Source organism: Pseudomonas sp. GW456-12-10-14-LB2, from assembly GCF_002884345.1.
GTDB lineage: Bacteria > Pseudomonadota > Gammaproteobacteria > Pseudomonadales > Pseudomonadaceae > Aquipseudomonas > Aquipseudomonas paraglycinae.
The window spans coordinates 130,814-152,249 of the sequence record NZ_POHV01000012.1 but is presented as its reverse complement, the minus strand read 5'-3'; the positions used below and the strand labels follow the sequence as shown (position 1 = coordinate 152,249).

Below are 21,436 nucleotides of genomic sequence, written 5' to 3'. Positions count from 1 at the left end.
GCCCGGAAAAATCACTGTGCAGTGGCGGTCTTGAATTTGGTCCACGTGCGCATGCGGGCGCGCATGTCGGCCTGGGGAATATCCTTGCCCGGTATCAGACGAGCATAGGTCGCTTCGTCAAGGTAGATGTCCGGGTTGTTGCGCATCGCCTCATCCACGTTTGGCCGGGCCTTGGCGTTGGAGGTCGGGTAACCGGTGAAATTGCTGATCGCGGCCATGTTCTCCGGGCGCATCACGAAGTTGATGAATTCGTAGGCGTATTCCGGATGTTTGGCATCCACCGGAGTGGCCATGGTGTCCATCCACACCGTGGTGCCTTCGCGCGGCACGCGGTACTGGAAGCGGGTCTGCTTGCCGGCGCTGTCCGAGGTGCGCTGAGCCTGGGTCATGTCGCCGCTGTAGCCGAGGGACAGACACAGGTTGCCGTTGACCAGATCGGTCACCGGTTGCGACTGGAACTTGCGGATGTACGGCCGCAGCTTCATCAGCAAGTCACTGGCCGCCGCCAGATCCGCAGGCTTGGCGCTGCGCGGGTCGCGGCCCAGATAATTGAGCACCACGGCCAGCACTTCGTCCGGCGAGTCGATCATCGAAATCCCGCAATCGGCAAATTTGGCCGCCAGTTCCGGTTTGAACAGCATGTCGAGGCTGTTGACCGGGGCGTCGGCCATGCGCTGTTTGATCTGCTCGGCGTTATAGGTCAGGCCGATGGTGCCCCAGGTGTACGGCACGGTGGCCTTGTTCGAATGCTCGTAATGGCTGCGCAGTTTTTGCAGGCCCGATTCGATATCGTTCATCGCGGTGATCTTCGAAGGATCCAGCGGCAACAGGCTGCCGGCGCGCATCAGGCGTTCGGCCACGGTGTCACCGGGGAAGATCAGGTCGTAGCCGCTGCCGCCGGAGAGCATTTTGGCTTCCAGGGTTTCGCTGCCGTCCATCACGTCGTAGATCACCTTGATCCCGGTTTCGGCGGTGAATTTGCTCAGCGTGTCTTCAGCGAAATAATCCGCCCAGTTGTACAGGCGCAAGGTCTTGTCTTCGGCGTGCACCGTCGGCATCAAACCGGCCAGCGCAAGGCCCAGTGCGCCCAGCAACCATTTGTGTGAAGTAGGCATATCAGACTCCTTGGGGATTCCAACGGGCGTTAAGGTGACGGCCGTCCTGGCTGAGCAAGGCTCCGTACATTTCCGGACGGCGGTCGCGGTAGATGCCCCAGCTCAAGCGATCTTCACGCATGGCTGCCAGATCCAGGCTTTGCACCAAGACACCGGGGCTGGCGCGGTCGGCTTCGGCGAGCATTTTTCCCTTGTGGTTGCAGATGAACGACGAACCGTAGAAATTCATTTGCAGCGTCGCATCGGTGCCCGCCACTTCGCGGCCAACCCGGTTGGAAGCGATCACCGGCAGCAGGTTGGCAGCCGCGTGGCCACGCATGGTCATCTGCCAGTGGTCCCGCGAATCCAGATTCGCGCAGCCCGGTTCCGAGCCGATGGCGGTCGGGAACAACAACACTTCGGCGCCCATCAACGCCATGCAGCGGGCAGTTTCCGGGAACCACTGATCCCAGCAGATGCCCACGCCGAGGCGACCGAATGCGGTGTCCCAGACTTTGAAACCGGTGTCGCCGGGGCTGAAATACTCCTTCTCCTGATAGCCGATGGCGTTGGGGATGTGGGTCTTGCGGTACACGCCCAGCAAACGCCCGTCGGCGTCTGCCACGCTCAGCGAATTGAAATAGGCGTTGCCGGCCTTCTCGTACCAGCTCAGCGGCAACACAACGCCGAGTTCACGGGCCAGCGCGGAGAAGCGCGACAGCACCTGACTGTCGCGGTACTCCTCGGCCAGCCCCATATGGTGGTGGCTCTGTTCGATGCAGAAATACGGCGTGGCGAACAGCTCCTGCAACAGGATCACTTGCGCGCCCTGCGCGGCCGCTTCACGCACCAACTGCTCGGCGCGATCGAGGTTGCCTTTCAGGTCCCAGGTGCACGGCATCTGGGTGGTGGCGACTTTCAATATCGTCATCGATCAACCCTCCACCGGCCAGGCTGGCTGTTGCTGGGTGATGCAGTGCACACCGCCGCCGCCATGGGCCAGGTGATTGATCTGCACCGGCACCACTTCACGTCCCGGGAAGGCCTTGGCCAGGGTTTCTGCCGCGACATGGTCGGCCTCGATGCCGTACGCCGGCATGATGATCGCGCCGTTGGCGATGTAGAAGTTGGTGTACGAGGCGCAGAACACTTCGGCTTCGGTGTCCACCGCATCGGTGGCTTCATACAGCTCGATCAGCTCGAATTTACGGCCCTGAGCATCGGTGGCCAGTTCCAGCGCACGACGGTTTTCCCGCACGACTTCGGCGTACACCGAGTTGCGATCGTGAGTCGCGTCCACCAGCAACACGCCAGGTCGGGCGAAGGCGCAGACGCCATCGACGTGGCCGTCGGTCATGTCACCCGTGACGTAATCCGGATCGCCCGGCAGCCAGATGGTTTTCTTCACGCCAAGCAGGCGGCTGAAGATTTCTTCCATCTCGGCCTTGCTCACGCCGGGGTTGCGATTGGGATTGAGCAGAACCGATTCGGTGGTGATCAACGTGCCCTCGCCGTCAACGTGGATCGCGCCTCCTTCGTTACTCAGCGCGGTGCCGAAGCATTCGCCGCCCAAATGATTGAGCACTCGGCGGGCCAGACTTTCGTCCAGATCATGGGCCGACTTGCCGCCCCAGGCGTTGAAGCGCCAGCTCACCCCGGCCAGACCTTGCTCCGGGTGAACCACGAAGCTTGGGCCGGAGTCGCGGCACCAGCTGTCGTTGACGGCCAGTGGAATCAGTTCGATGTTCGGTCCGCACAAGGCTTTGGCACGGGCGATGGCCGACGGATCGACAACCATTTTCACCGGTTCGAAACGGGCGATGGCATTGGCGACGCGGGCGAAATCTTCCTGCACCAACGGCAAAGTGACGCCCCAGCCCGACTCCCACAGGGCCTGATTGTGTGGCCAGACCATCCAGGTCGCCGCGTGCTTCACCCACTCTGCCGGCATCATCCAACCGCTGTTGTTGTTTTTGTTCTGCTGCATGGTAAAAAGCCCTTTGAGTTAAGCCATTGTGTTCAATGAAAACAGCCTTGGCGGCGTTGACGTGCATGCTAATGGCGGCCTTAAGGGCAAACAAACGATGGATTTAGCGGAAAACTGATTAGAGGAACTTATCGATCATGCTGAAACACTGGCCACCCCTCAGCTCGTTGCGCGGCTTCGAAGCCGCCGCAAGGCTGGGCAGCTTTCACAAGGCCGCCGAGGAACTGAGCCTCACGCAATCGGCCATCAGCCAGCAGATCCGCAGCCTTGAGGCGTATCTGGAACAGCCGCTGTTTTTCCGCAGCGGGCGCAGCGTCAGCCTGACCGACGCCGGCCACGATCTGCTCAGCACCACTCAGGCGATGTTGCAGCAACTGTCGGTGGGCATCCGGCGGCTGGGGCAATATCAGAAACCCAATCAACTGGTGCTCAACACCACGCCGGCGTTTGCCCGGCACTGGTTGCTGCCGCGACTGGGGGATTTCCGCCGTCAGCATCCGAATGTGGACCTGTGGATTTTCAGCACCGATGAAGTGCCGGACATGGCGACCCAGACCATCGATCTGGCGGTGCGCGACGACATCAGTTCGCAGGCTGAATGCAGCTTCAAGGTGCTGCATGCCGACCGCCTCTACCCCGCGTGTCATCCGAGCTTGTTAAGCGTGCCGAGCGCCCAGCGGACGACGCTGCACGGCGAGCGGGAAATGGACTGGAGCCATTGGGCGGTGGAATCGGGGATCGATGTCGGCCAGCAGGATCAGGGCCTGAATTTCTCTGATCCGGGCCTGTTGTTGGACGCGGCGTGTTCAGGTCTGGGGATTGCGCTGGTCAGTCAGTTGCTCAGCCGTCAGGCGCAGCAAAACGGGCTGTTGCAGCCACTGGTGGAGCAAACCATTCGCGGCCCGAACTGGGCGATGCTGACGCACCGCGACAGCGAGAACGACCCGATGGCGCGATGCTTCAGTCAATGGCTTTCAACTCAACTGGCAGAACCCGAGCCGTCGGCTCAGACGGCCGTCAAATGACCTGCACCCGGCCGGCTTTCCAGCCGCCCGAACAGTACGTAATGCTGATAACCGCTGGTGAACGCCCCGGCGGAAATCGCATTTCTGACGTCCTGGTTCAGCTCCAGATATTGCGCTTCGTCAAAGTGTTCGGCACTGACTTCACCACTGCGCCCGAGCCTGTCACTCTCGATCGGCAAGCCCATGATCGTGCGTCGCTGGAAGTCGATTATCCGGTTGACAGCGTGGCTCTGCAGCGGTCCCTGATTGGAGTGCCCCGAGTAGATGTGCAATCCGTTGTTCGCACAGCGATTGCACATGTCGACGCAGTTCGGCTGGGTGGACTTGAGCCTGGTCAGTTGTGCCAGCGGCATATCAAGGTACTTGCCCACCTGATATTCGGTCTGATTGAAAATGGAACAACACAGGATGGTGTTGCCATTGCAGTCGAGCACCAGCCAGTCATCCTTGAGCCCGCATGCCTGCTTCGGATAATGGCGAACCAGATTGACCAGGTCGTCGAAGGGTGGCAACGCGAGTCGCTGCAGGGTCTCGCGATCAGTGTCGGTCACCGACGGGTCGCGCTCGATCAGCGCCAGCGTCTTCTCCAGCGGCATCATCACTGAATACCCGGTCGAGAACTCGAAGCCCAGACGCTGGCTGAATTCGCGCATCAGCCCTTCTTCTTCCATGTTGTCGAGGTAGCGGTGGTAGTAGACCTCGATCCGCGTGTTCAAGCCATGTTGCTGCTTGAGCTCATGCAGTTTGATCATGTTGGCCTTGACGACTTCAATGTCGCCGCCTACGTGCCCCTGCTCGTACGTCTGCTGATAAAACCCGGACAGCGAGATACGGAAGAACCATGGATTGGCGAGCATCGCTGTCTCCATGTTTTTCGCCAGATTCAAATTGGAACTGATACCGCTCTGCAAACCGGCGGCATTGATGATCTCGACAAACTCGCCGATGCGCGGGTGGATCAACGGCTCGGTCCAGTTATACAGAAAAATCGACTCGACCCCTTCGCTTCGGGCCTTCTCGACGATCTTCCTGAACATGTCAACTTGCATGGCTTTCTTGAAGTTGACGTTTTCCGAGTTGCCCATCGGACACGAGGGGCAGCTCAAATTGCACGCGCCGACAATATCGATGTACATATTCATTGCGAGTGAAGCTCCTTGATTGAATAGCGGTGCATCCAGACTTGCCGACTTTATTGATCGCCGATATTCGCTATTTTTTTGACAGTCCGGGAGCGCGGTCAGCAAGTTCCGCGCCATTGGCACGCGTGGCCATCAATTCCACGATCCAATCGATAAATACCCGTAGCTTTTGGCTGATATGCCTGTTCGGCGGGTACGCAACGTACAGCGGCATCGGGTCAAGCGCCCAGCCCTCGAACAGTGCAACCAACTCACCTCGGGCCTCATGCTCCGCCGACATGTAACTCGGCAGCCAGAGCACACCCAGACCGGCAAGGCCTGCCGCCAGATAGGCATTGCCATCATCGACCGCCAGAACATGCCGGCCCTTGATCAGCAGGTTCTCCGTGGCATTGCGCAAGGCGTAAGGCACCGGTCTGCCGGTGCGCGCCCAAAGAAAACCGACCACCCGGTGATGGCTGTTTTCCAGCTCACGGGGATGCATCGGGGTGCCGGCGCGGGCCAGATAACTCGGCGCGGCGTACACGCCAAGCTGAAGATCCGCCACCTTCCGGGCCATCAGTGACTGATCGCGCAGCTCCCCGCCACGGATAACGCAATCGACGTTTTCATCGATGATGTCGACGATCCGGTCACTGACGCCCATGTCGATCTGGATCTCCGGGTAGCGCGCGTAAAACTCGGGCAGCGCCGGCACCAGAATCAGATTGGCCAAGGGGCTGGGCACATCGACCCGCAAACGGCCCTTGGGCTGGGTCGCGGCGCCGGGAAGACTCGTCTCCGCGTCGTCCATGTCCGCCAGCAACTTGATCACCCGCTCGTAATAGGCCGCACCGTCCGCCGTGGCGTTGACCTTGCGCGTGGTGCGGTTGAGCAACTTCACTCGCAGCCGCGCTTCCAGTTGCTGAATGAGCTGGGTCACGGTGGTCTTGCTCATGTGCAGGGTTTCGGCGGCCTTGGTGAAACTGCCCGCCTCCACCACTCGGGCGAAGGCTTGCATCGCGTCAAAACGGTCCATATCCCACCTCTGATAGCGGCTCGATTGTTCGGGATTTGCAAACAGTGATCGCCAAGGTTGCGCGTTTATCGTGCCGAGGCAAGTCCCTACAGTTGCTCCATCACCGGTTTTCAACCCATTGAAGGAGACACCCCATGACCCGTGCCCAGCCAAAACGCGACGTGGTTTTCCCACCTGGACGCCATGCGCTTTACGAGCGCAATCGTTATTCGCCGGCGGTTCGCTCCAACGGTTTTCTGTTCGTCTCAGGGCAAGTCGGCAGCCTAGAGGACGGCTCGCCCGAGCCGGATCTGAAACAACAGGTGCGACTGGCTTTCACCAACCTCAACGCGATTCTCGGTGCGGCCGGCGGCAGCTTCGATGATGTGGTGGACGTGACGGTGTTCATGGTCGATCCGCAATCGACCTTCGAAACCATCTGGGAAGTGGTGCCGGAGTTCTGGGGCGAGGCGCCGCACCCGACGATTACCGCAGTCGGCGTGACGTGGCTGTATGGGTTTCAGTTCGAGATCAAGGTGATTGCCAGGTTGCCGGAGGAGACACGGGCGTAGGCTTGCGGCAATTGCTCACAATCCGTGTTCAACGGCTTCACCGAAGCGCTCTTGATGCCATTTCTGCGATCAATATTCTGTCCTCATGTTGTTTTTGCCCCGGACAGAAAAGAGCGCAAGCCATGCCCAGCCCGAGAACGCTGTACCAGAAGCACATCGACAGTCACACCGTCTGCACCCTCGACGATCAGGGCCACGTGCTGCTTTACATCGACCGCCAGGTCGCCAACGAATACACCAGCCCTCAGGCCTTCAGCGGCCTGCGCGAGGCCGGGCGTACGGTGTGGCGGCCTGCGGCGACGCTGGCGGTGGTCGATCATGTGAACCCGACCGCACCGAAACGCATCGCGACCATGCCCGACGCCGGGGGCGCGCGTCAGGTGTCGTACTTCGAAGAGAACTGCCGTGACTTCGGCATCGAGCTGTTCGATGTGCTGGACAAGCGTCAAGGCATCGAACACGTCGTGGCGCCGGAACAGGGCTTCATTTTGCCGGGCATGGTGGTCGCGGCCGGTGACAGCCACACCACCACTTACGGCGCACTGGGCGCGTTCGGTTTCGGCATCGGCACTTCGGAAATCGAGCACCTGCTGGCAACCCAGACGCTGGTCTACAAACGTCTGAAAACCCTGCGGGTGACGGTCAACGGTGAGCTCGGCGCAGGCGTCACCTCCAAGGACATCATCATGGCGCTGATCGAGAAGATCGGCGCGTCCGGCGCCACCGGTTACGCCATCGAATTCACCGGCCCGGCCATCAGCGCCCTCAGCGTCGAGGCGCGCATGACCATCTGCAACATGGCCGTCGAGGCCGGCGCCCGGGGTGCGTTCATGGCGCCGGACGACAAGGTGTTCGCTTACCTGCAACGCAAGCCGCGTGCGCCCAAGGGCAAGGTCTGGGAGCAGGCAATCGAGCGCTGGAAAACCCTGCACAGCGACGAGGGCGCGGTGTTCGATCGCGAAGTCATCCTCGATGTCGCCGCGCTGGAGCCGATGGTGACCTGGGGCACCAGCCCCGATCAGGCCGCGCCGATCAAAGGGCACGTGCCGGACCCGGCCGCCCAGCCCGATCCGATCCTGCGTCAGGGCCTGCAGCGCGCCCTCGACTACATGGGCCTGACACCCGGCATGCCGCTGAACGAAGTGACGATCAGCCATGCCTTCATCGGTTCCTGCACCAATGCGCGGATCGAAGATTTGCGCGACGTTGCCCGCGTGGTGCGCGGCAAGCGTGTGGCGGCCCATGTGCGGGCGATGATCGTTCCCGGCTCGACGTTGGTGCGCAATCAGGCCGAGGACGAAGGCCTGGCGCAGATTTTTCTCGACGCCGGTTTCGAGTGGCGGCAATCGGGTTGTTCGATGTGCCTGGCGATGAACGACGACGTGCTCGCGCCGGGTGATCGCTGTGCGTCGAGCACCAATCGCAACTTCGAAGGCCGTCAGGGCGCCGGTGCGCGCACCCACCTGATGAGCCCGGCGATGGTCGCAGCGGCGGCCATCAGCGGCCATTTGACTGACGTGCGCACCGTCGCGCTGGAGGCTTGAACCATGCAACCTTTCGACACCGTCAGCGGCAGCGCCGCGCCGTTTCTTGCATCCAACATCGACACCGACGTGATCATGCCCAAGCAGTTTCTCAAGGGCATCGATCGTCAGGGGCTGGATCGCGGGCTGTTCTTCGATCTGCGCTTTCTCGCGTCCGGCGAACCCAACCCTGAATTCGTGCTCAATCAGCCGGCCTGGCAGGACGCGGCGTTTCTGGTGACCGGCCCCAATTTCGGCTGCGGCTCCAGCCGCGAACACGCGGTGTGGGGCTTGAAGCAAGTGGGGATCCGGGCCTTGATCGGCACCACGTTCGCCGGGATTTTCTACGACAACTGCCAGCGCAATGGCGTGCTGGCGATTCAACTGGATGACGCGCAGTTCAAGCGCGTGGCCGAGGCGATCAGCGTCCCGGCAACCGCGCGGATCAGCGTGAACCTGGCGCAGCAGACCCTCGAGCTGGCAGACGGCACGCGGATCGCGTTCGAGATCGATCAGTTGCGCAAACAGTCGCTGCTGCTGGGGCTGGATGCCATCGGCACCACGCTGCAACGCACCGAGCAGATCCGCGCCTTTGAAGCGCGGCATCTGGCGGACAATCCCTGGCTGGGTTGATGGCAAAAAAAACGGGCGGTTCATTGAACCGCCCGTTTTCATTCCACAGACAAATCGCGGAAGTACTCTTCCAGAAATTCCACGCACACCCGCAATTTCGCCGACTCGCTGAGCCGGGTCGGATAGACCGCCCAGACGTTGGCGCTCTGGGTGTAGCCGTCCAGCACCTGCACCAGCCTGCCCTGCTCAAGCATCGGTTTGACGTCCCACATCGAGCGCAACAGGATTCCGCCGCCGCTCAAGGCCCACTCCAGCACGATCTCGCCACTGTTGGAGGACAACGGGCCATTCACTCGCACCGTTTCTTCCTGTCCGTCCTTGCTCAGGGTCCAGATACCGAACGCGTTGTTGCGCTCCTTGAGCACCAGACAATCGTGGTCTTTCAGGTCTTCAAGAGACTGCGGCGTGCCTCGGCGTTCGAGGTATCCCGGCGTGGCGCACAGCACGCGCCGGTTGCTCACCAGTTTGCGCGCCAGATGCTGGCCCGGCAGGTCATCGCCGACGAGGATTTCCAGGTCGAAGCCCTCGCCCACCAGATCGACCACCCGGTCGAACACGTCCAGCCGGATGTCGAGTTTCGGACACGCCCGCGACAACTGACTGATCGCCGGCGCCACATGATTGCGGCCGAAACCGAAGCTGCTGCAAATGTGCAGCGAGCCCGCCGGCTGGTGCCGGGCCTGGGAAATCTCGCCGAGAAACTGATCGAAATCCCCCAGCAGCTTCTCCGCCCAGATCCGCACCCGCTCGCCATCGTCGGTCAACGCGATGCGCCGGGTGGTGCGGTGCAGCAGCTTGGTCGCCAGCGTGGTTTCCAGCACCGAGATGCGTTTGCTGACATAGGCCGGTGAGAAGCCCAACTCGTCAGCGGCGCTGGCAAAACTGTTCTTGCGGATGACGGTGAGGAAGACCTTGAGGTCTTCGGGCAAGGGAAATTGGTCACGATTCGTGTTCATAGGCCGCATGCTTCCGCTGTTTATCACGCATTTTGCGAAGGATACCATCGAATCACCGCCTCGCCACCCGAGCCCGGTGCACCGTGGTTTCCCGTCAATCCTCGATAAAAACAAACATGAGGACATGCGTCATGAGCGACTCCCTTGAGCAATCCCTGAACGTCGACGGCCCACACGCCGGCGGCTTCATCCAGCGCCTGCGTACCTACGAGATCGGCGTGATTCCGCTGCCGATCTTCCTCGGCATCGCCGTGATCGTGTTTCTGTCGGCCCACCTCGGTTTTCTGCCGAAGAACATGATCGGCGGACTGGCCGTGATCATGACCATGGGCGTGTTCTTCGGCCAGATGGGCTCGCGTCTGCCGATCCTGCGGGAAATCGGTGGCGGCGCCATCCTGTGCCTGATGCTGCCGTCGGTGCTGGTGTTCTACGGCTTCTTCGGCGCGCCGACGATCGACGCGACCAAAATGCTGATGAAGGAGGCCAACTTCCTGTACTTCGTGATCGCCAGCCTGGTAGTCGGCAGCATCCTGGGCATGAGCCGGTTCATTCTGGTCCAGGGCATGATCCGCATGTTCATCCCCTTGCTGGCCGGCACCCTGGCCGCCGTCGCGAGCGGGCTGATCGTCGGCAAGCTTGCCGGCTACAGCGTCTACCACACGTTCTTTTTCATCATCGTGCCGATCATCGGCGGCGGCATCGGCGAAGGAATACTGCCGCTGTCGCTGGCCTACTCGGCGATCCTCGGCGGCACGCCGGACATCTACGTCGCGCAACTGGTCCCGGCGGCCGTTGTCGGCAACATTGCAGCGATCATCTGCGCGGGTTACCTGGCACGGCTGGCGCTGGAACGCCCGGCCATCAACGGTGAAGGGGCGCTGATCCGGGCGAAAGCCGAAAACGATAAATTCAAGGTCAAGGATGAGTCCGCCACCGCCATCGACCTGCGACTCATGGGCGCTGGCGTGCTGGTCATTTGTGCGTTCTTCGTCCTCGGCGGCCTGCTGGAAAAGGTCGTCGGGATTCCGGGTCCGGTGATGATGATCCTCGCGGCGGTGCTGTTCAAATACGTGCGCGTGCTGCCGGAGAAACTGGAAAAAGGCGCGCAGTCTTTCTACAAACTGGTTTCCGCCGCCTTCATCTGGCCGGTGATGATTGGCCTTGGAATGTTGTATGTGCCGCTCGACAGCGTGGTGAAAGTGTTTTCGATCGGCTATGTGCTGGTGTGCCTCAGCGTGGTGGTGTCGATGACCGTCGCCGGTTTTTTCATCGGCAACCTGATGAAGATGTACCCCATCGAATCGGCCATCGTGACTTGCTGCCACAGCGGTCTGGGCGGCACCGGCGACGTCGCGATCCTGTCGGCGTCGAACCGGATGTCACTGATGCCCTTTGCCCAGATCTCTACCCGTATCGGCGGCGCTTCGACGGTGATCCTAACGACGCTGTTGCTGGGGTTCGTTGCCTGAACAAAATCGGCTTGTTGCCGGTGAGCTTCCGGCGGTTCATCAACCCGGCTCCGCAGTTTTCCGCACGGTTGCCGCTAAAAAACTAGAACTCGCGCCAAAGCGCTGCATCCAACGTTTAAGCCAACGGAGGTCAGCGCCATGAACAACGACAGTAAAGCCCCACCTACCGATACGTCCGGCAAACCGGTCGATGTGGTGAAACGCGATCTTGAAGACCCGGACGACGACACGCGCGGCGTGGATGAGGTCATCACGCCCTCGTCGACCCGCACCAAGGAGCAGGACGCTGAGGAGTTGCAACGCAAGGTCGACGAAATCGAACGCAAGGTTGCGGACGGTAATTGATCGGTTCGTCGAGGCAGGTCTTTGCCAGGTTTTCGGGCTACATCGGTCGCGCCGGTTTTCATGACGATCGCTGAAAAGCCCGAAAAACCTGACCGGCGATACCGTCCGGGAAATAAGTAGCTGTTTTGCCTGAAATTTATTGGCTTCAGGGGTTCACAGATCGCAAGAGCGCTGGTAAAGTGCCGCCCACTGTTGCAGAGGTCCTCCCGGGACTGAAACCAATAGCTACAGGGGCGTCGCCAAGCGGTAAGGCAGCAGGTTTTGATCCTGCCATGCGTTGGTTCGAATCCAGCCGCCCCTGCCATTTTTTCCTCGTTTAACCCTCCTCCGCGTCACCTCCGCCTCAACGGCAAATCACTTCTTTGAATTCAACGTAATCGCCGAACGCACCAGCGCTTTCAGAGCCTTGGCATCGATCTTGTCGTCTTCGTGAACATCAATCGCCCGCCGGGTATTGCCTTCCAGACTGGCATTGAACAGTCCTGACGGATCCTCCATCGCCGCGCCTTTGGCAAAAGTCATTTTCACCACGGCCTTGTAGGTTTCCCCGGTGCAGATGATGCCGTTGTGTGACCAGACCGGAACGCCGCGCCACTTCCACTCCTCGACGACCTCCGGGTCAGCCTCATGAATGATCGCGCGGATCTCGGCCAGCTTCTGGCCACGCCAGTCATTCAGTTCCTTGATTCTTGCATCGATCAGCGCAGAGGGATTCTCAGTCGCCGCGCCGCTGCTGTCCTTCTTCATATCCTTGTTCTCCCGAAAACCTTTTCCGCTATCCAGCGTAGCGCCGACTGCGCCAAACGCCGGGCAAAAAAAAGCCCCGCAAGGTGCGGGGCAAAGAATTGGTTGGTTGCGGCCAACCAAAGGAGCATCGTCAAAAGCGTTAACCGTCAGGCGTTACAGGCACTCCTGGGCAGCCCGTTCAAAACTCGACGGCAGGAAACTCGACGCCAGCAAGTGGCGCTCATATAAAAACACCTTGCCGCCGTCCTGTGCCTTGTAGGCTTCCAGGACGTTGTCCGCCGCCACCTTGCTCGGCACCACGATCCGGTAGCTGCGCTGGGTCTGCGAAACCGTCGGGTTCAGCGCGCTGCCCTGCAGTTTCGGCACCACGCATTCGGCGTACTGGGCGGGCGTCTTGTGCGTCTGCAGGGTCAGCGTCGGGTCGTTTGGCGCAGAAGCGCAGGCGGTCAGCAACAAACTGGCAGAAGCCATGGCAGGGATAAAAAAGGCACGCATGGATAAAATCCTGAAAATAAAAAGTTCGGTTCTTCGGCAACGTTCAGTGTCACGGGCACTGCCGTTGCCGTTTTGCTTTAGGTGTTCAGCCTGCACTTACCAAGGCTTTGAGCGAGTCATCGAACTGCTTCAAGGCACTCAGTTGCAGGTCGCGCTGCTGTTCGATCCCGGCAGCGATTTCGGGCGCTGCCTTGTTGTGTACCCACACTGACGGCAGTTGCTTCTCCACCGCGCCTTCGGCCTTGCCGATGTATTGCAGGTTGGCGTCGTAGAAGCGTGCGGCGAACCGCGCTTCGACCTGACTGTTGCGTTGGGTCAGCAGACGGTTGTGAGTGTCGAGCATCACCACCACGTCCGGATGAGCCTGCACCAGCGCATCGAGGCTGTCGTAGACGGTCACCGAGAGAAACTGTTGTTGCAGCGAACTCATCAGCCAGTCGATGGCCAGTTCCGGATCGGAGCTGTCGACGAAGGCGTCACGGATCCGCGCATCGAGCGCATCCTTGGCACCGTTCACCGCCACATCGTGGTAACGCTCGAGGTATTGCAGGTTGTCCAGGGTGTTTTCGCTGTACAGCACACCGACGGTTTGCGAGTGCTGCAGCGCGGCGCTGCTGCCGGCGACGGGCAGAAAATGGCACGATTTGGCGTCGTCTGCGTAAGCCGGGGCTACGGTGGCGGCCACCCCGCCCATCAGCAGGGCGACTACAGCCAGTCGGGTCAAAGTCTTCATCGCGCAATTCCTTCAGCGGCGTGTTCGATGGAGGCGATTTTCCGCCGATCGGCGCCAAAGCAGAACTTGCGTTTCTTGATGGTCACTATTACTTGAACCAATAGTTGCGCGGCGTGCAGACTGCTGCACACTCAATCACAACGAAAACAGATGAGGATTACCCGTGCGAACCTTTGATCTGATCCGCGATGCCGTCCTGCCCGAATTCCGCGACCGGGTGGCCGAATACCTGGTCGAATACGAAACCGTGCTGGGCCAGTCAGCGAACGATTCAGAGTCGGTGCGGGCCGTGGCCAATCAGTTGCGCGGTTATCTGCGCGGCCTCAATACCACCCGAGTGCTGGGCATGGCGGATTGGGAAGAACTCGACCGGCGCGTGCTTAACACCTGGCTAGCGCCCGCTCGATGACACGCTAGACTCTTCAGGCTGCGCCCGCAGCGCCAGACCTGGAGGTGTCCCATGAGCAATAACACCGAACCCACGACATTCACCGGCTGGGCCGCCACCTCGGCCGGCGCGCCGCTGGAGCGCTTCAGTTACGACCCCGGCCCGCTGGGGGATGAGGAAGTCGAAGTCGCCGTGGAATACTGCGGCGTCTGTCACTCCGACCAGTCGCTGATCGACAACGACTGGGGCATCAGCCAATACCCGTTCATTCCCGGCCATGAAGTGGTCGGCCGCATCGTGCGCACAGGCCCGCAGGTGCGTGGCCTGGAAGTCGGTCAGCGCGTGGGGATCGGCTGGTACAAGGGCAGTTGCATGCATTGCTCGTCCTGCATCGGCGGTTCCCATCACCTTTGCGCCACCGCCAGACCGACGATCATCGGCAGCCATGGCGGATTCGCCGATCGGCTGCGCACCCATTGGGCCTGGGCGCTGAAGCTCCCGGACAACCTCGACCCGGCCCTCGCCGGCCCGTTGTTCTGCGCCGGCTCCACGGTCTTCAATCCGCTGGTGGAATTCGACATCAAGCCGACCGACCGGGTCGGCGTGGTGGGCATCGGCGGGCTCGGTCACCTGGCGCTGCGCTTTCTCAATGCCTGGGGTTGCGACGTTACCGCGTTCACCTCTTCCCTGAACAAACAGGACGAAGCCAAACGCCTGGGCGCCCACAAAGTCGTCGCATCCACCGACAGCGAAGCGCTGAAAGCGATTGCCGGCACCCTGGACTTTCTGCTGATCACCGCCAACGCCAACCTCGACTGGACGGCCATGCTCGCCACCCTGCGCGGCAAGGGCCGGCTGCACTTCGTCGGCATCGTGCCCGACGCGATTCCGGTGCACGTGTTCAACCTGATCCCGCAACAGAAATCCCTGTCAGCCTCCCCGGTCGGCTCGCCTGCCACGGCGGCGACCATGCTGGAGTTCTGCGCGCGGCATCAGATCCTGCCGCAGGTCGAGGAATTTCCGATGAGCAAGGTCAATGAAGCGGTTGATCATCTGCGCAGCGGCAAGGCGCGGTACCGGATTGTGTTGAACGCCAGCAAATGAACCCAAAGGCGCGTGAGTCAAAAACTCACGCGCCTTTTTTTGCGCTTGCTGAAGACCCATCAATATTTTTATACCTGCACGCCAAAAACAGAATTTCATTTATAGATACGCAATCCCTAGCCTCTCGCCATCGTCCACTTGCGAGAGGCTCCCATGCCATTTGTCATTTACATCTTCACCCTCAGCGCCTTCGCCCTCGGGCTCGCTGAATTCGTGCCGATCGGCCTGACCGAGGTCATGGCGCAAAGTCTCGGCGTTAACGTCGAGGCCACCGGCGCGACCATCACTGCCTATGCCTTGGGCGCTACCGTTGCCGCACCGATCTTCAGCGCACTGACCGCCAGTTGGTCACGCAAGAACGTAATGCTCGCCACCGCATTGGTGTTCAGCGCCGGCAGTCTGGCGGCGGCGTTTTCCAGCACCCTGACGCTGATGCTGATCGCCCGTTTTATCGCCGGTATGGGCCACGGTTTGTTCCTCGCCGTGGCGTCGAGCACCGCCGCGCGCCTGGCGGGTCCCGGCCGAGCAGGCAGCGCGGTCGCCGTGGTGTTTGGTGGTTTTACGCTGGCCATGGCCATCGGCGTGCCGATCAGCACCTATCTGGGCGGCGTGATGTCGTGGCGTCTGGTGTTGGCCGCCATTGCGCTGTTCGGTGCGATCGGCTTCTTCGGCTTGCTGTTCGGCATGCGCGATCCACTGCCGACCGCCGCCGACAGCGGTTCGGCCCTCGACAGTCTCAAGGCATTGTTCAATCGCAAGCTGCTGGCCGGTGCGCTGGTCACGGTGCTCGGTTACGCCGGCTCGTTTGTGGCCTACACCTACATCGCTCCGGTGCTGACGGATGTCACCGGCACCACCGCCGCCACCGTCGGCGTGTTCATGTTGCTGTACGGCGTGATGGCTGCGATCGGCAACGTGCTCGGCGGCAAACTCACCGACGCCTGGGGCGTCGACCGCGCGAGCGCCACGCTGATTGCCGGCATTGCGCTGGTCACCGCGGGCATGTGGGCGTTTTCCGGATCGTCGGTGTTGATGGGTGTGCTGGTGGCGTTGCTCGGAATGTTCAGCTTCGCGGCCGTACCGGCCTTGCAGGCGAGACTGATCGGGATTGCCGAACAGCATGCGCCTCACGCCCACGGCGTCGCTGCCGGCCTGAACATTGCCGGGTTCAACTCCGGCATTGCCCTCGGTTCGGTGGCCGGTGGCGTGACAATCAGCCAGATAGGCCTGAGCTATGTCGGCCTCACCGGCGCCGTGGTTTCGGCACTGGGCCTGCTGCTGATTCTCGGGCAGATGTCCGCGAGCTCCGCGCCGCGTTATCGTCCGGCTGACAACGCCTGACGAACCTTGCTTCGGGAAACGCTGCAACGGCGTTTTCCCGAGGCGAGCACGCCTGCCGCCCGCCATGGTAAAAACCAGATTCAGCCCCCGGACATCGCCAACCCATGAGCCATCTCACGCACCTGCGAACCTTCCTCGAAGCCTACCGCGCCAGGTCGTTTTCCAAAGCTGCCGAGCATCTGGGCATCACCCAGCCGGCGGCTTCGATGCACGTCCAGGCTGTGGAAGCGCTGGTGGGCAAACCGCTGTTCCATCGACTGCCACGAGGTGTCGAGCCGACCGAAGCCGCCGATGAGCTGGCCCGCTCGGTCGCGCCTTACCTGGACGGTCTGGAAAACAAGATCGCCTCGCTGCGCCCCGGCCTGCTCAAGGGCGGCACGATTCATCTGGTCGGCCCTTCGGATTTCATTCACTCGCAAGTCGCCGCCCGCCTCGCACCGTTGATGGATGAAGGATTCCTGCTGCGTTTTCACACCGGCACGAAAAAGCGCATCTACGAAATGCTCGAATCAAAACAGATCGATTTCGCAATCACCGCTTCCCTGCCCGACGAACAGCCCCATGGGTTCGCCCATCTGCTGACCGAACGCATGCTGCTGGTCTACGCGCCGAGCCTGCTGGATCGCTTGGGCCAACACCCGACTCAGGAGCAACTGACCCAGGTGCCGTTGATTGCCTTCGACGAAGACCTCGCCCTGGTGCGCCCGCTGTGGTCGTCGATGTTCCAGATCGCCCCGCAACTGCAAGCGTCGCTGACCATTCCGGATCTGCGGATCATCAAAGACCTCGCCATCGGTGGCCACGGCTGGACGGTCCTGCCGGATTATCAATGTGCCGATGCGATTGCCGATGGCCGCCTGATTTCCCCGACCGTATCGGCTGAAGCGCCGGTCAACGTGCTGTACCTGGTGTGGCGCAAGAGCGCGTTGCAGAGTCCGAGCCGGGTGTATGTGCGGGACTTTCTGTTGAATGCATTCTCCCCGATGTGACAAACCAGCAAATAACCAGAAAGAATTAATAAATAAACAATCAGTATTTATCGTTATAAAAATCTCGGCGTACTCTCACCTCATCCCGTCATTGAACACAGTGAAGTGCGCCATGAAACCGACTGACAACCTGATCGACTTCGCCGTCTACCGCAAACGCCGTCACGCCCAGCAACAGGCCCGGCTGATGTGGGAAATGTATGCGCGCAATGCCGGTTATCAGGCTTGGCAGTGGGTGCAGGCCGCTCGTTCCGGCGAGACGCGTCAAGCGTGAACGCGCGTGAACCCTCGCGCTTTCTGGCGAGCGCCGATGAACCTGTGGTGGACCTGAACAACCTCGATTCCCTGGAAGAAGACCCGATCTGTGAACGTGTCGCGCAGAACCTGCAACGTCTGCGCGGCAAGCGGCATCTGTCGCTCGATGCCCTCGCCCGCCAGTGTGGCGTGAGCCGGGCGATGCTGGCGCAGATCGAATCCGGGCGCAGCGTGCCGTCGATCAAGGTGCTGTGCAAAATCGCCAAGGGTTTGAAGGTGTCGGTGGCGGCGTTTCTCGAACATCGCGCGTTTGAAGGCGTGGCCGTGTTGTCGGCGAGCCAGAGCAAGCGGCTGGTCAGCGCCAGCGGTGCCTTTGTCAGCCGCGCGCTGTTTCCCTTTGATGTGGCGCGCCAGTCGGAATTCTACGAACTGCGCCTGAGCCCGCTGGGCGAAGATCAATCCGAGGGTCATGGCCCGGGCGTGCAGGAAAACCTGGTGGTGGCTCAGGGCGTGCTGGAGATCAGCGTCAACGACGAGCGCTATCTGCTGTCGACGGGCGACTCGATTCTGTTTTACGCCGACCAGCCCCATCGATACCGCAACCCCGCCGACAGCGAAGCCGTGGCGTACCTGGTGGTGACCTACCCCGAACGCCTGGACTGACTGACAGACAACAAAAAGCCCGACCGGGAATTTCCCGGTCGGGCTTTTTCATGCGTTGCCGCAAATCAGCAGGTGCAGCACATCATCGGCATGCCGTTGCAGCTCATCATCATCGGCATGCTGCAGTCGTTCATCATTTTCATCATCAGGGCGCAGCAGTTCTTCATCATGTCCATGTTCATGCCCGGCATCGGCATGATTTTGCACATCATGCAGTCGGCCATCATGGTGCATTCCATCACGCACTTCATCGATGGCATCGGCATGCCCATCATCGGCATTGGCATCATCATGTTCATCATCGGCATGGCCATGGCCGCCGGAGACATGCACATCATGCTCATGTTGCCGCAATGCATCATCATCGGCATGCCGCAGTCCATCATCATCTGCATCATTTCAGCGCTGTTCTTGAACATGGCCATGTCCATGCCAGCGGCCGGCATCATCTTGCACATCATGCCGTCGTCCATCATGTCGCAGCTCATGGTCGCCATCATCATCGGCATGCCCGTCATCGGCATCATCGGCATGTTGGCGTTCATCGGCATTTGCATCTGCATGGCGTTCATCATGGTGTAGCTCCCTGAGGATTAAGAACTGGATGAGAAGTTGATGGAGCGGATTCTAAGGATTGGGAAATACGCAACAAGCTGTCCATCGAGCAGCAAAAACTGCTGTTCAAACGCTTCAAGTGCCGCGTTCCATGCGACTTGAACCGTTGCAGCAGCAGAGTAGACGCCATGACAGATCCGGCAAATGCGGGAGCAGGTTTTTAAATGTCATGGATATGCGATCCAACACCAAGTAAATAACTTAAAGAAATAATCGTTCTAACCAGCGGGCATTATTTTCACTGTGTTTGCTTATTCCATTAGTTCAGCAACGATCCACTTTTTAATCTTTTATTGCTATTAACCCTCCCCTCTATAATTCGGGACAGTTCTTAACAATAAGGAAGTTCCATGCCGCAACGTTTACTACTGGCAGCACTGTTCCTGGCAGTCACCGGATGTGCCAGCTCTCCTCCGGTTTCCGTGCATACCAAGGATCCCGCCAGTTCGACCCTGCAAGGCGATGCCACACGACCCGCGCAGGCGCAATGGGTGCGCACCGAGTTGTACTTCTCGGTGGGGCCGCTGGAAGGCCAGGAAGGTGTGGTGAGCCCTGCGCGCTGGCGCGAGTTTCTCGATCAGGAAGTGACGACGCGGTTCCCGGACGGGTTCAGTGTGTTGGATGCGTATGGGCAGTGGAAGGACCACGACGCGAAAGTGCCCGAGCGGCTGGCGACCAAGGTGATTGTGATCCTGCACGAAAGCAGCGCGAAACGTGAGAGTGACATCGAGGCGATTCGTTTGGCGTACAAGCGGATTACGGGGGATTTATCGGTGTTGCGGTTGTCGCAGCCCGCCGCGGTGTCCTTCTGATCGCCTGCCCTCACCCTAGCCCTCTCCCGGAGGGAGAGGGAACTGACCGTGGGATGCTTCAGAACTACGCCGACCTGAACCTGCCCTTCTGAATCCATAATCGACTCAGTGTTTCAGGTCGATGGATAGCGTCAGACAACCCGGTCGGCCCCCTCTCCCTCCGGGCGGTCCGACGTTTCGGGAGGGCTGGGGTGAGGGCCTGGCGTCAGTCGCCCTACCACTGCCAAAAGCAGAGCCCCCACCAGCAACACCCCAATCCCCAGAAAAGCGCCGAAACCAACCACCGTCACGCTGGAATACAGCATGTAAACGCACAACCCAAAAAACACCAGCGGCAAAACCGGATAAAGCGGCACCCTCACCGGCCGGGGCACCTCAGGAAAGCGCCTGCGCAGAATGATCAACGCGAGACTGCTCAAACTCAAAAACAACCAGTACACCGACGTCAGATACTCGACCATGGTGCTGAAACCGCTCTGGGTAAAACTGCCAAACACCACCAACACCAACGCCACCGCCCCCTCCGCCAGCAACGCCTTGCGCGGTACACCGTCACGCTCGTCCCATTCGCCAAATCGTCGCAGTTGCGGCACATCGCGGGCGGCGGCGTAGGTGGTGCGGGCGCCGACCAGCAAGGTTGAGTTGATAGTGGCGATGGCCGCGATGCCAACCATCAGCAGGATCAGCAGCACGCCCGGGGCACCGAAGGCGCGGTTCAACAATTCCACCGCCGGCGCGTTGCTCGCCGCCAGGCCTTCGAATCCCAGCCCTTGGACGAACGCCCAGTTCAGCGCCAGATAGATCGCCATCAACACCGTCAGCGCACCGAGCATGGCGATGAAGATGCCACGTCGACCGTCGCGCACTTCCGCCGATAACGTCGCCGCATCGCTCCAGCCGCCGAAGGCCAGAAACACGAAGATCATCGCCGCAGAAAACCCTGCCGCGCCAGTGTGCTCAGGCACCACCGGATCGCTGGGCAGCGTTGGTTCGATCCCTTGCCACGCCAGCCAGACCCCGGCGCTGGCAATGCTCAGGAACCCGAGAGCAAGCAGCCCGACCAGCACCGTCTGAGTCATGAAACCAATGTGCTTGTCCGTCAGATTCAACAGCACCAACGCAGCGATGATCGCACCGGCAAACAGCCCCGACCCGTAATGCCCCAACGGCACGACTGCGTTGAAGTAGTCGGCAAACATGAACGCCGACAACGCGATCCACCCGGTGTGCATCACCGAGAATCGCGACCAGGCAAACAGGAACCCCATGCGCTCGCCATAAGCGGTGCGCAGGAAATGATAGTCACCGCCCGGATGCGGGAACGCGGTGGCCATCTCGGCAAAGCACAAGGCCCCGGCCATGGACGCCAGTCCGCCGAGCACCCAGACCCAATAGAAATGTTCCGGCCCGACGTTCAAGGCAACGGTCGGCGCGGTTTTGAGAATGTCGGTGGTGATGACCATGCCCAGCGTGATCAGCAATGCCTGGAACACCGGCAGGTGCCGCTTGGGGCCATTGGTTTGAGTCATGAAGGTTCCCGCTGATGATCCG

24 protein-coding genes and 1 tRNA gene are annotated in these 21,436 nt (G+C 60.6%); 14 read left to right on the top strand and 11 right to left on the bottom strand.

The features are described 5' to 3' along the window. Nucleotides 1-11: 11 nt before the first annotated feature. The 3 genes from C1X29_RS10850 to C1X29_RS10840 are packed head-to-tail and all read right to left on the bottom strand — an operon-like array spanning nt 12 to nt 3,081. Nucleotides 12-1,115 carry an extracellular solute-binding protein gene (locus tag C1X29_RS10850; RefSeq protein WP_102717430.1) on the bottom strand — a complete coding sequence of 368 codons (1,104 nt, stop codon included), beginning with the start codon at nt 1,113-1,115 and terminating at the stop codon, nt 12-14. A 1-nt stretch (nt 1,116) separates the two neighbouring features. Further along, nucleotides 1,117-2,025 (bottom strand): N-carbamoylputrescine amidase, encoded by a 909-nt coding sequence (gene aguB / locus C1X29_RS10845; protein WP_102717429.1) that lies wholly within the window; start codon nt 2,023-2,025, stop codon nt 1,117-1,119. A 3-nt stretch (nt 2,026-2,028) separates the two neighbouring features. Further along, on the bottom strand, nt 2,029-3,081 hold the full coding sequence (locus C1X29_RS10840; RefSeq protein WP_102717428.1) for an agmatine/peptidylarginine deiminase: 1,053 nt from the start codon (nt 3,079-3,081) through the stop codon (nt 2,029-2,031). Between the two features lie 137 nt (nt 3,082-3,218). Between C1X29_RS10840 and C1X29_RS10835 the strand changes: the two genes are divergently transcribed. Continuing rightward, on the top strand, nt 3,219-4,106 hold the full coding sequence (locus C1X29_RS10835) for a LysR substrate-binding domain-containing protein (protein ID WP_102717427.1): 888 nt from the start codon (nt 3,219-3,221) through the stop codon (nt 4,104-4,106). Here the strand turns inward: C1X29_RS10835 and C1X29_RS10830 are convergent. Together C1X29_RS10830 and C1X29_RS10825 are read right to left on the bottom strand one after the other, a co-directional pair. Further along, nucleotides 4,088-5,248: a radical SAM protein gene (locus C1X29_RS10830; protein WP_102717426.1), complete on the bottom strand. Its 1,161-nt coding sequence runs from the start codon at nt 5,246-5,248 to the stop codon at nt 4,088-4,090. The two genes, C1X29_RS10835 and C1X29_RS10830, sit on opposite strands and share 19 nt — an antisense overlap. A gap of 70 nt (nt 5,249-5,318) precedes the next feature. Beyond that, the gene (locus C1X29_RS10825; RefSeq protein WP_102717425.1) at nt 5,319-6,266 is read right to left on the bottom strand and encodes a LysR family transcriptional regulator; all 948 of its coding nucleotides are present in this window, start codon (nt 6,264-6,266) and stop codon (nt 5,319-5,321) included. 134 nt (nt 6,267-6,400) lie between these two features. Between C1X29_RS10825 and C1X29_RS10820 the strand changes: the two genes are divergently transcribed. The 3 genes from C1X29_RS10820 (at nt 6,401) to leuD (ending at nt 8,973) form a co-directional block, all read left to right on the top strand. Next, a complete protein-coding gene (locus tag C1X29_RS10820; RefSeq protein WP_085747471.1) occupies nt 6,401-6,817 on the top strand; it encodes a RidA family protein in 417 nt (138 codons plus the stop codon). Between the two features lie 122 nt (nt 6,818-6,939). Next, the gene (gene leuC, locus C1X29_RS10815; RefSeq protein WP_102717424.1) at nt 6,940-8,361 is read left to right on the top strand and encodes a 3-isopropylmalate dehydratase large subunit; all 1,422 of its coding nucleotides are present in this window, start codon (nt 6,940-6,942) and stop codon (nt 8,359-8,361) included. Nucleotides 8,362-8,364: 3 nt separating this feature from the next. Next, nucleotides 8,365-8,973, top strand: a complete 609-nt coding sequence (leuD, locus tag C1X29_RS10810) for a 3-isopropylmalate dehydratase small subunit (RefSeq protein ID WP_102717423.1) — start codon at nt 8,365-8,367, stop codon at nt 8,971-8,973. 38 nt (nt 8,974-9,011) lie between these two features. Here leuD and C1X29_RS10805 read toward each other — a convergent pair whose 3' ends face one another. After that, the gene (locus tag C1X29_RS10805; protein WP_102717422.1) at nt 9,012-9,929 is read right to left on the bottom strand and encodes a LysR substrate-binding domain-containing protein; all 918 of its coding nucleotides are present in this window, start codon (nt 9,927-9,929) and stop codon (nt 9,012-9,014) included. Nucleotides 9,930-10,060: 131 nt separating this feature from the next. Between C1X29_RS10805 and C1X29_RS10800 the strand changes: the two genes are divergently transcribed. The 3 genes from C1X29_RS10800 to C1X29_RS10790 all read left to right on the top strand — a co-directional run bounded on the left by C1X29_RS10800 (nt 10,061) and on the right by C1X29_RS10790 (nt 12,047). Further along, nucleotides 10,061-11,398 carry a 2-hydroxycarboxylate transporter family protein gene (locus tag C1X29_RS10800; RefSeq protein ID WP_102717421.1) on the top strand — a complete coding sequence of 446 codons (1,338 nt, stop codon included), beginning with the start codon at nt 10,061-10,063 and terminating at the stop codon, nt 11,396-11,398. A gap of 138 nt (nt 11,399-11,536) precedes the next feature. Beyond that, entirely contained in the window at nt 11,537-11,743 is a 207-nt protein-coding gene (locus C1X29_RS10795) for a hypothetical protein (RefSeq protein ID WP_102717420.1), read from the top strand. A gap of 229 nt (nt 11,744-11,972) precedes the next feature. Beyond that, a tRNA-Gln gene (locus C1X29_RS10790) sits at nt 11,973-12,047 on the top strand. A 50-nt stretch (nt 12,048-12,097) separates the two neighbouring features. Here C1X29_RS10790 and C1X29_RS10785 read toward each other — a convergent pair. From C1X29_RS10785 to C1X29_RS10775, 3 genes are all read right to left on the bottom strand, one after another. Then, the gene (locus C1X29_RS10785; RefSeq protein ID WP_102686720.1) at nt 12,098-12,490 is read right to left on the bottom strand and encodes a DUF1801 domain-containing protein; all 393 of its coding nucleotides are present in this window, start codon (nt 12,488-12,490) and stop codon (nt 12,098-12,100) included. Nucleotides 12,491-12,643: 153 nt separating this feature from the next. Then, a complete protein-coding gene (locus C1X29_RS10780; RefSeq protein ID WP_085747478.1) occupies nt 12,644-12,985 on the bottom strand; it encodes a hypothetical protein in 342 nt (113 codons plus the stop codon). A gap of 85 nt (nt 12,986-13,070) precedes the next feature. Beyond that, the gene (locus tag C1X29_RS10775; protein WP_085747479.1) at nt 13,071-13,718 is read right to left on the bottom strand and encodes an ATPase; all 648 of its coding nucleotides are present in this window, start codon (nt 13,716-13,718) and stop codon (nt 13,071-13,073) included. A gap of 163 nt (nt 13,719-13,881) precedes the next feature. Between C1X29_RS10775 and C1X29_RS10770 the strand changes: the two genes are divergently transcribed. From C1X29_RS10770 to C1X29_RS10750, 6 genes are all read left to right on the top strand, one after another. Continuing rightward, the gene (locus tag C1X29_RS10770) at nt 13,882-14,127 is read left to right on the top strand and encodes a hypothetical protein (RefSeq protein WP_085655376.1); all 246 of its coding nucleotides are present in this window, start codon (nt 13,882-13,884) and stop codon (nt 14,125-14,127) included. A gap of 51 nt (nt 14,128-14,178) precedes the next feature. After that, entirely contained in the window at nt 14,179-15,210 is a 1,032-nt protein-coding gene (locus tag C1X29_RS10765; RefSeq protein ID WP_102717419.1) for an NAD(P)-dependent alcohol dehydrogenase, read from the top strand. A gap of 153 nt (nt 15,211-15,363) precedes the next feature. Continuing rightward, the gene (locus C1X29_RS10760; RefSeq protein WP_085747481.1) at nt 15,364-16,551 is read left to right on the top strand and encodes an MFS transporter; all 1,188 of its coding nucleotides are present in this window, start codon (nt 15,364-15,366) and stop codon (nt 16,549-16,551) included. A gap of 104 nt (nt 16,552-16,655) precedes the next feature. Continuing rightward, nucleotides 16,656-17,540 (top strand): LysR family transcriptional regulator, encoded by an 885-nt coding sequence (locus C1X29_RS10755; protein WP_102717418.1) that lies wholly within the window; start codon nt 16,656-16,658, stop codon nt 17,538-17,540. A gap of 112 nt (nt 17,541-17,652) precedes the next feature. Then, complete coding sequence (locus C1X29_RS29410; RefSeq protein WP_165369527.1) at nt 17,653-17,814, top strand: hypothetical protein; 162 nt, start codon at nt 17,653-17,655, stop codon at nt 17,812-17,814. Nucleotides 17,815-17,867: 53 nt separating this feature from the next. Next, nucleotides 17,868-18,458, top strand: coding sequence for a helix-turn-helix domain-containing protein (locus C1X29_RS10750; RefSeq protein ID WP_162130482.1), 591 nt, complete (start codon nt 17,868-17,870; stop codon nt 18,456-18,458). A 65-nt stretch (nt 18,459-18,523) separates the two neighbouring features. Here C1X29_RS10750 and C1X29_RS29670 read toward each other — a convergent pair whose 3' ends face one another. Next, nucleotides 18,524-19,033 (bottom strand): hypothetical protein, encoded by a 510-nt coding sequence (locus C1X29_RS29670; RefSeq protein ID WP_007955499.1) that lies wholly within the window; start codon nt 19,031-19,033, stop codon nt 18,524-18,526. Between the two features lie 390 nt (nt 19,034-19,423). Between C1X29_RS29670 and C1X29_RS10740 the strand changes: the two genes are divergently transcribed. Then, nucleotides 19,424-19,885, top strand: coding sequence for a DUF3574 domain-containing protein (locus tag C1X29_RS10740; protein ID WP_102717417.1), 462 nt, complete (start codon nt 19,424-19,426; stop codon nt 19,883-19,885). Nucleotides 19,886-20,016: 131 nt separating this feature from the next. Here C1X29_RS10740 and C1X29_RS10735 read toward each other — a convergent pair whose 3' ends face one another. Then, nucleotides 20,017-21,414 (bottom strand): APC family permease, encoded by a 1,398-nt coding sequence (locus C1X29_RS10735; RefSeq protein WP_102717416.1) that lies wholly within the window; start codon nt 21,412-21,414, stop codon nt 20,017-20,019. Nucleotides 21,415-21,436 lie beyond the last annotated feature (22 nt).

Bases quoted from the DNA above. Each gene is read 5' to 3' on its own strand.
- C1X29_RS10780 (WP_085747478.1), bottom strand. From the start codon at position 12,985: ATGCGTGCCTTTTTTATCCCTGCCATGGCTTCTGCCAGTTTGTTGCTG.
- C1X29_RS10775 (WP_085747479.1), bottom strand. From the start codon at position 13,718: ATGAAGACTTTGACCCGACTGGCTGTAGTCGCCCTGCTGATGGGCGGG.
- C1X29_RS10795 (WP_102717420.1), top strand. From the start codon at position 11,537: ATGAACAACGACAGTAAAGCCCCACCTACCGATACGTCCGGCAAACCG.
- C1X29_RS29410 (WP_165369527.1), top strand. From the start codon at position 17,653: ATGAAACCGACTGACAACCTGATCGACTTCGCCGTCTACCGCAAACGC.
- C1X29_RS10825 (WP_102717425.1), bottom strand. From the start codon at position 6,266: ATGGACCGTTTTGACGCGATGCAAGCCTTCGCCCGAGTGGTGGAGGCG.
- C1X29_RS10835 (WP_102717427.1), top strand. From the start codon at position 3,219: ATGCTGAAACACTGGCCACCCCTCAGCTCGTTGCGCGGCTTCGAAGCC.
- C1X29_RS10785 (WP_102686720.1), bottom strand. From the start codon at position 12,490: ATGAAGAAGGACAGCAGCGGCGCGGCGACTGAGAATCCCTCTGCGCTG.
- C1X29_RS10765 (WP_102717419.1), top strand. From the start codon at position 14,179: ATGAGCAATAACACCGAACCCACGACATTCACCGGCTGGGCCGCCACC.
- C1X29_RS10805 (WP_102717422.1), bottom strand. From the start codon at position 9,929: ATGAACACGAATCGTGACCAATTTCCCTTGCCCGAAGACCTCAAGGTC.
- C1X29_RS10830 (WP_102717426.1), bottom strand. From the start codon at position 5,248: ATGAATATGTACATCGATATTGTCGGCGCGTGCAATTTGAGCTGCCCC.
- C1X29_RS10850 (WP_102717430.1), bottom strand. From the start codon at position 1,115: ATGCCTACTTCACACAAATGGTTGCTGGGCGCACTGGGCCTTGCGCTG.
- C1X29_RS10740 (WP_102717417.1), top strand. From the start codon at position 19,424: ATGCCGCAACGTTTACTACTGGCAGCACTGTTCCTGGCAGTCACCGGA.
- C1X29_RS10840 (WP_102717428.1), bottom strand. From the start codon at position 3,081: ATGCAGCAGAACAAAAACAACAACAGCGGTTGGATGATGCCGGCAGAG.
- C1X29_RS10735 (WP_102717416.1), bottom strand. From the start codon at position 21,414: ATGACTCAAACCAATGGCCCCAAGCGGCACCTGCCGGTGTTCCAGGCA.
- aguB (WP_102717429.1), bottom strand. From the start codon at position 2,025: ATGACGATATTGAAAGTCGCCACCACCCAGATGCCGTGCACCTGGGAC.
- C1X29_RS29670 (WP_007955499.1), bottom strand. From the start codon at position 19,033: ATGATGAACGCCATGCAGATGCAAATGCCGATGAACGCCAACATGCCG.
- leuD (WP_102717423.1), top strand. From the start codon at position 8,365: ATGCAACCTTTCGACACCGTCAGCGGCAGCGCCGCGCCGTTTCTTGCA.
- leuC (WP_102717424.1), top strand. From the start codon at position 6,940: ATGCCCAGCCCGAGAACGCTGTACCAGAAGCACATCGACAGTCACACC.
- C1X29_RS10755 (WP_102717418.1), top strand. From the start codon at position 16,656: ATGAGCCATCTCACGCACCTGCGAACCTTCCTCGAAGCCTACCGCGCC.
- C1X29_RS10820 (WP_085747471.1), top strand. From the start codon at position 6,401: ATGACCCGTGCCCAGCCAAAACGCGACGTGGTTTTCCCACCTGGACGC.
- C1X29_RS10800 (WP_102717421.1), top strand. From the start codon at position 10,061: ATGAGCGACTCCCTTGAGCAATCCCTGAACGTCGACGGCCCACACGCC.
- C1X29_RS10760 (WP_085747481.1), top strand. From the start codon at position 15,364: ATGCCATTTGTCATTTACATCTTCACCCTCAGCGCCTTCGCCCTCGGG.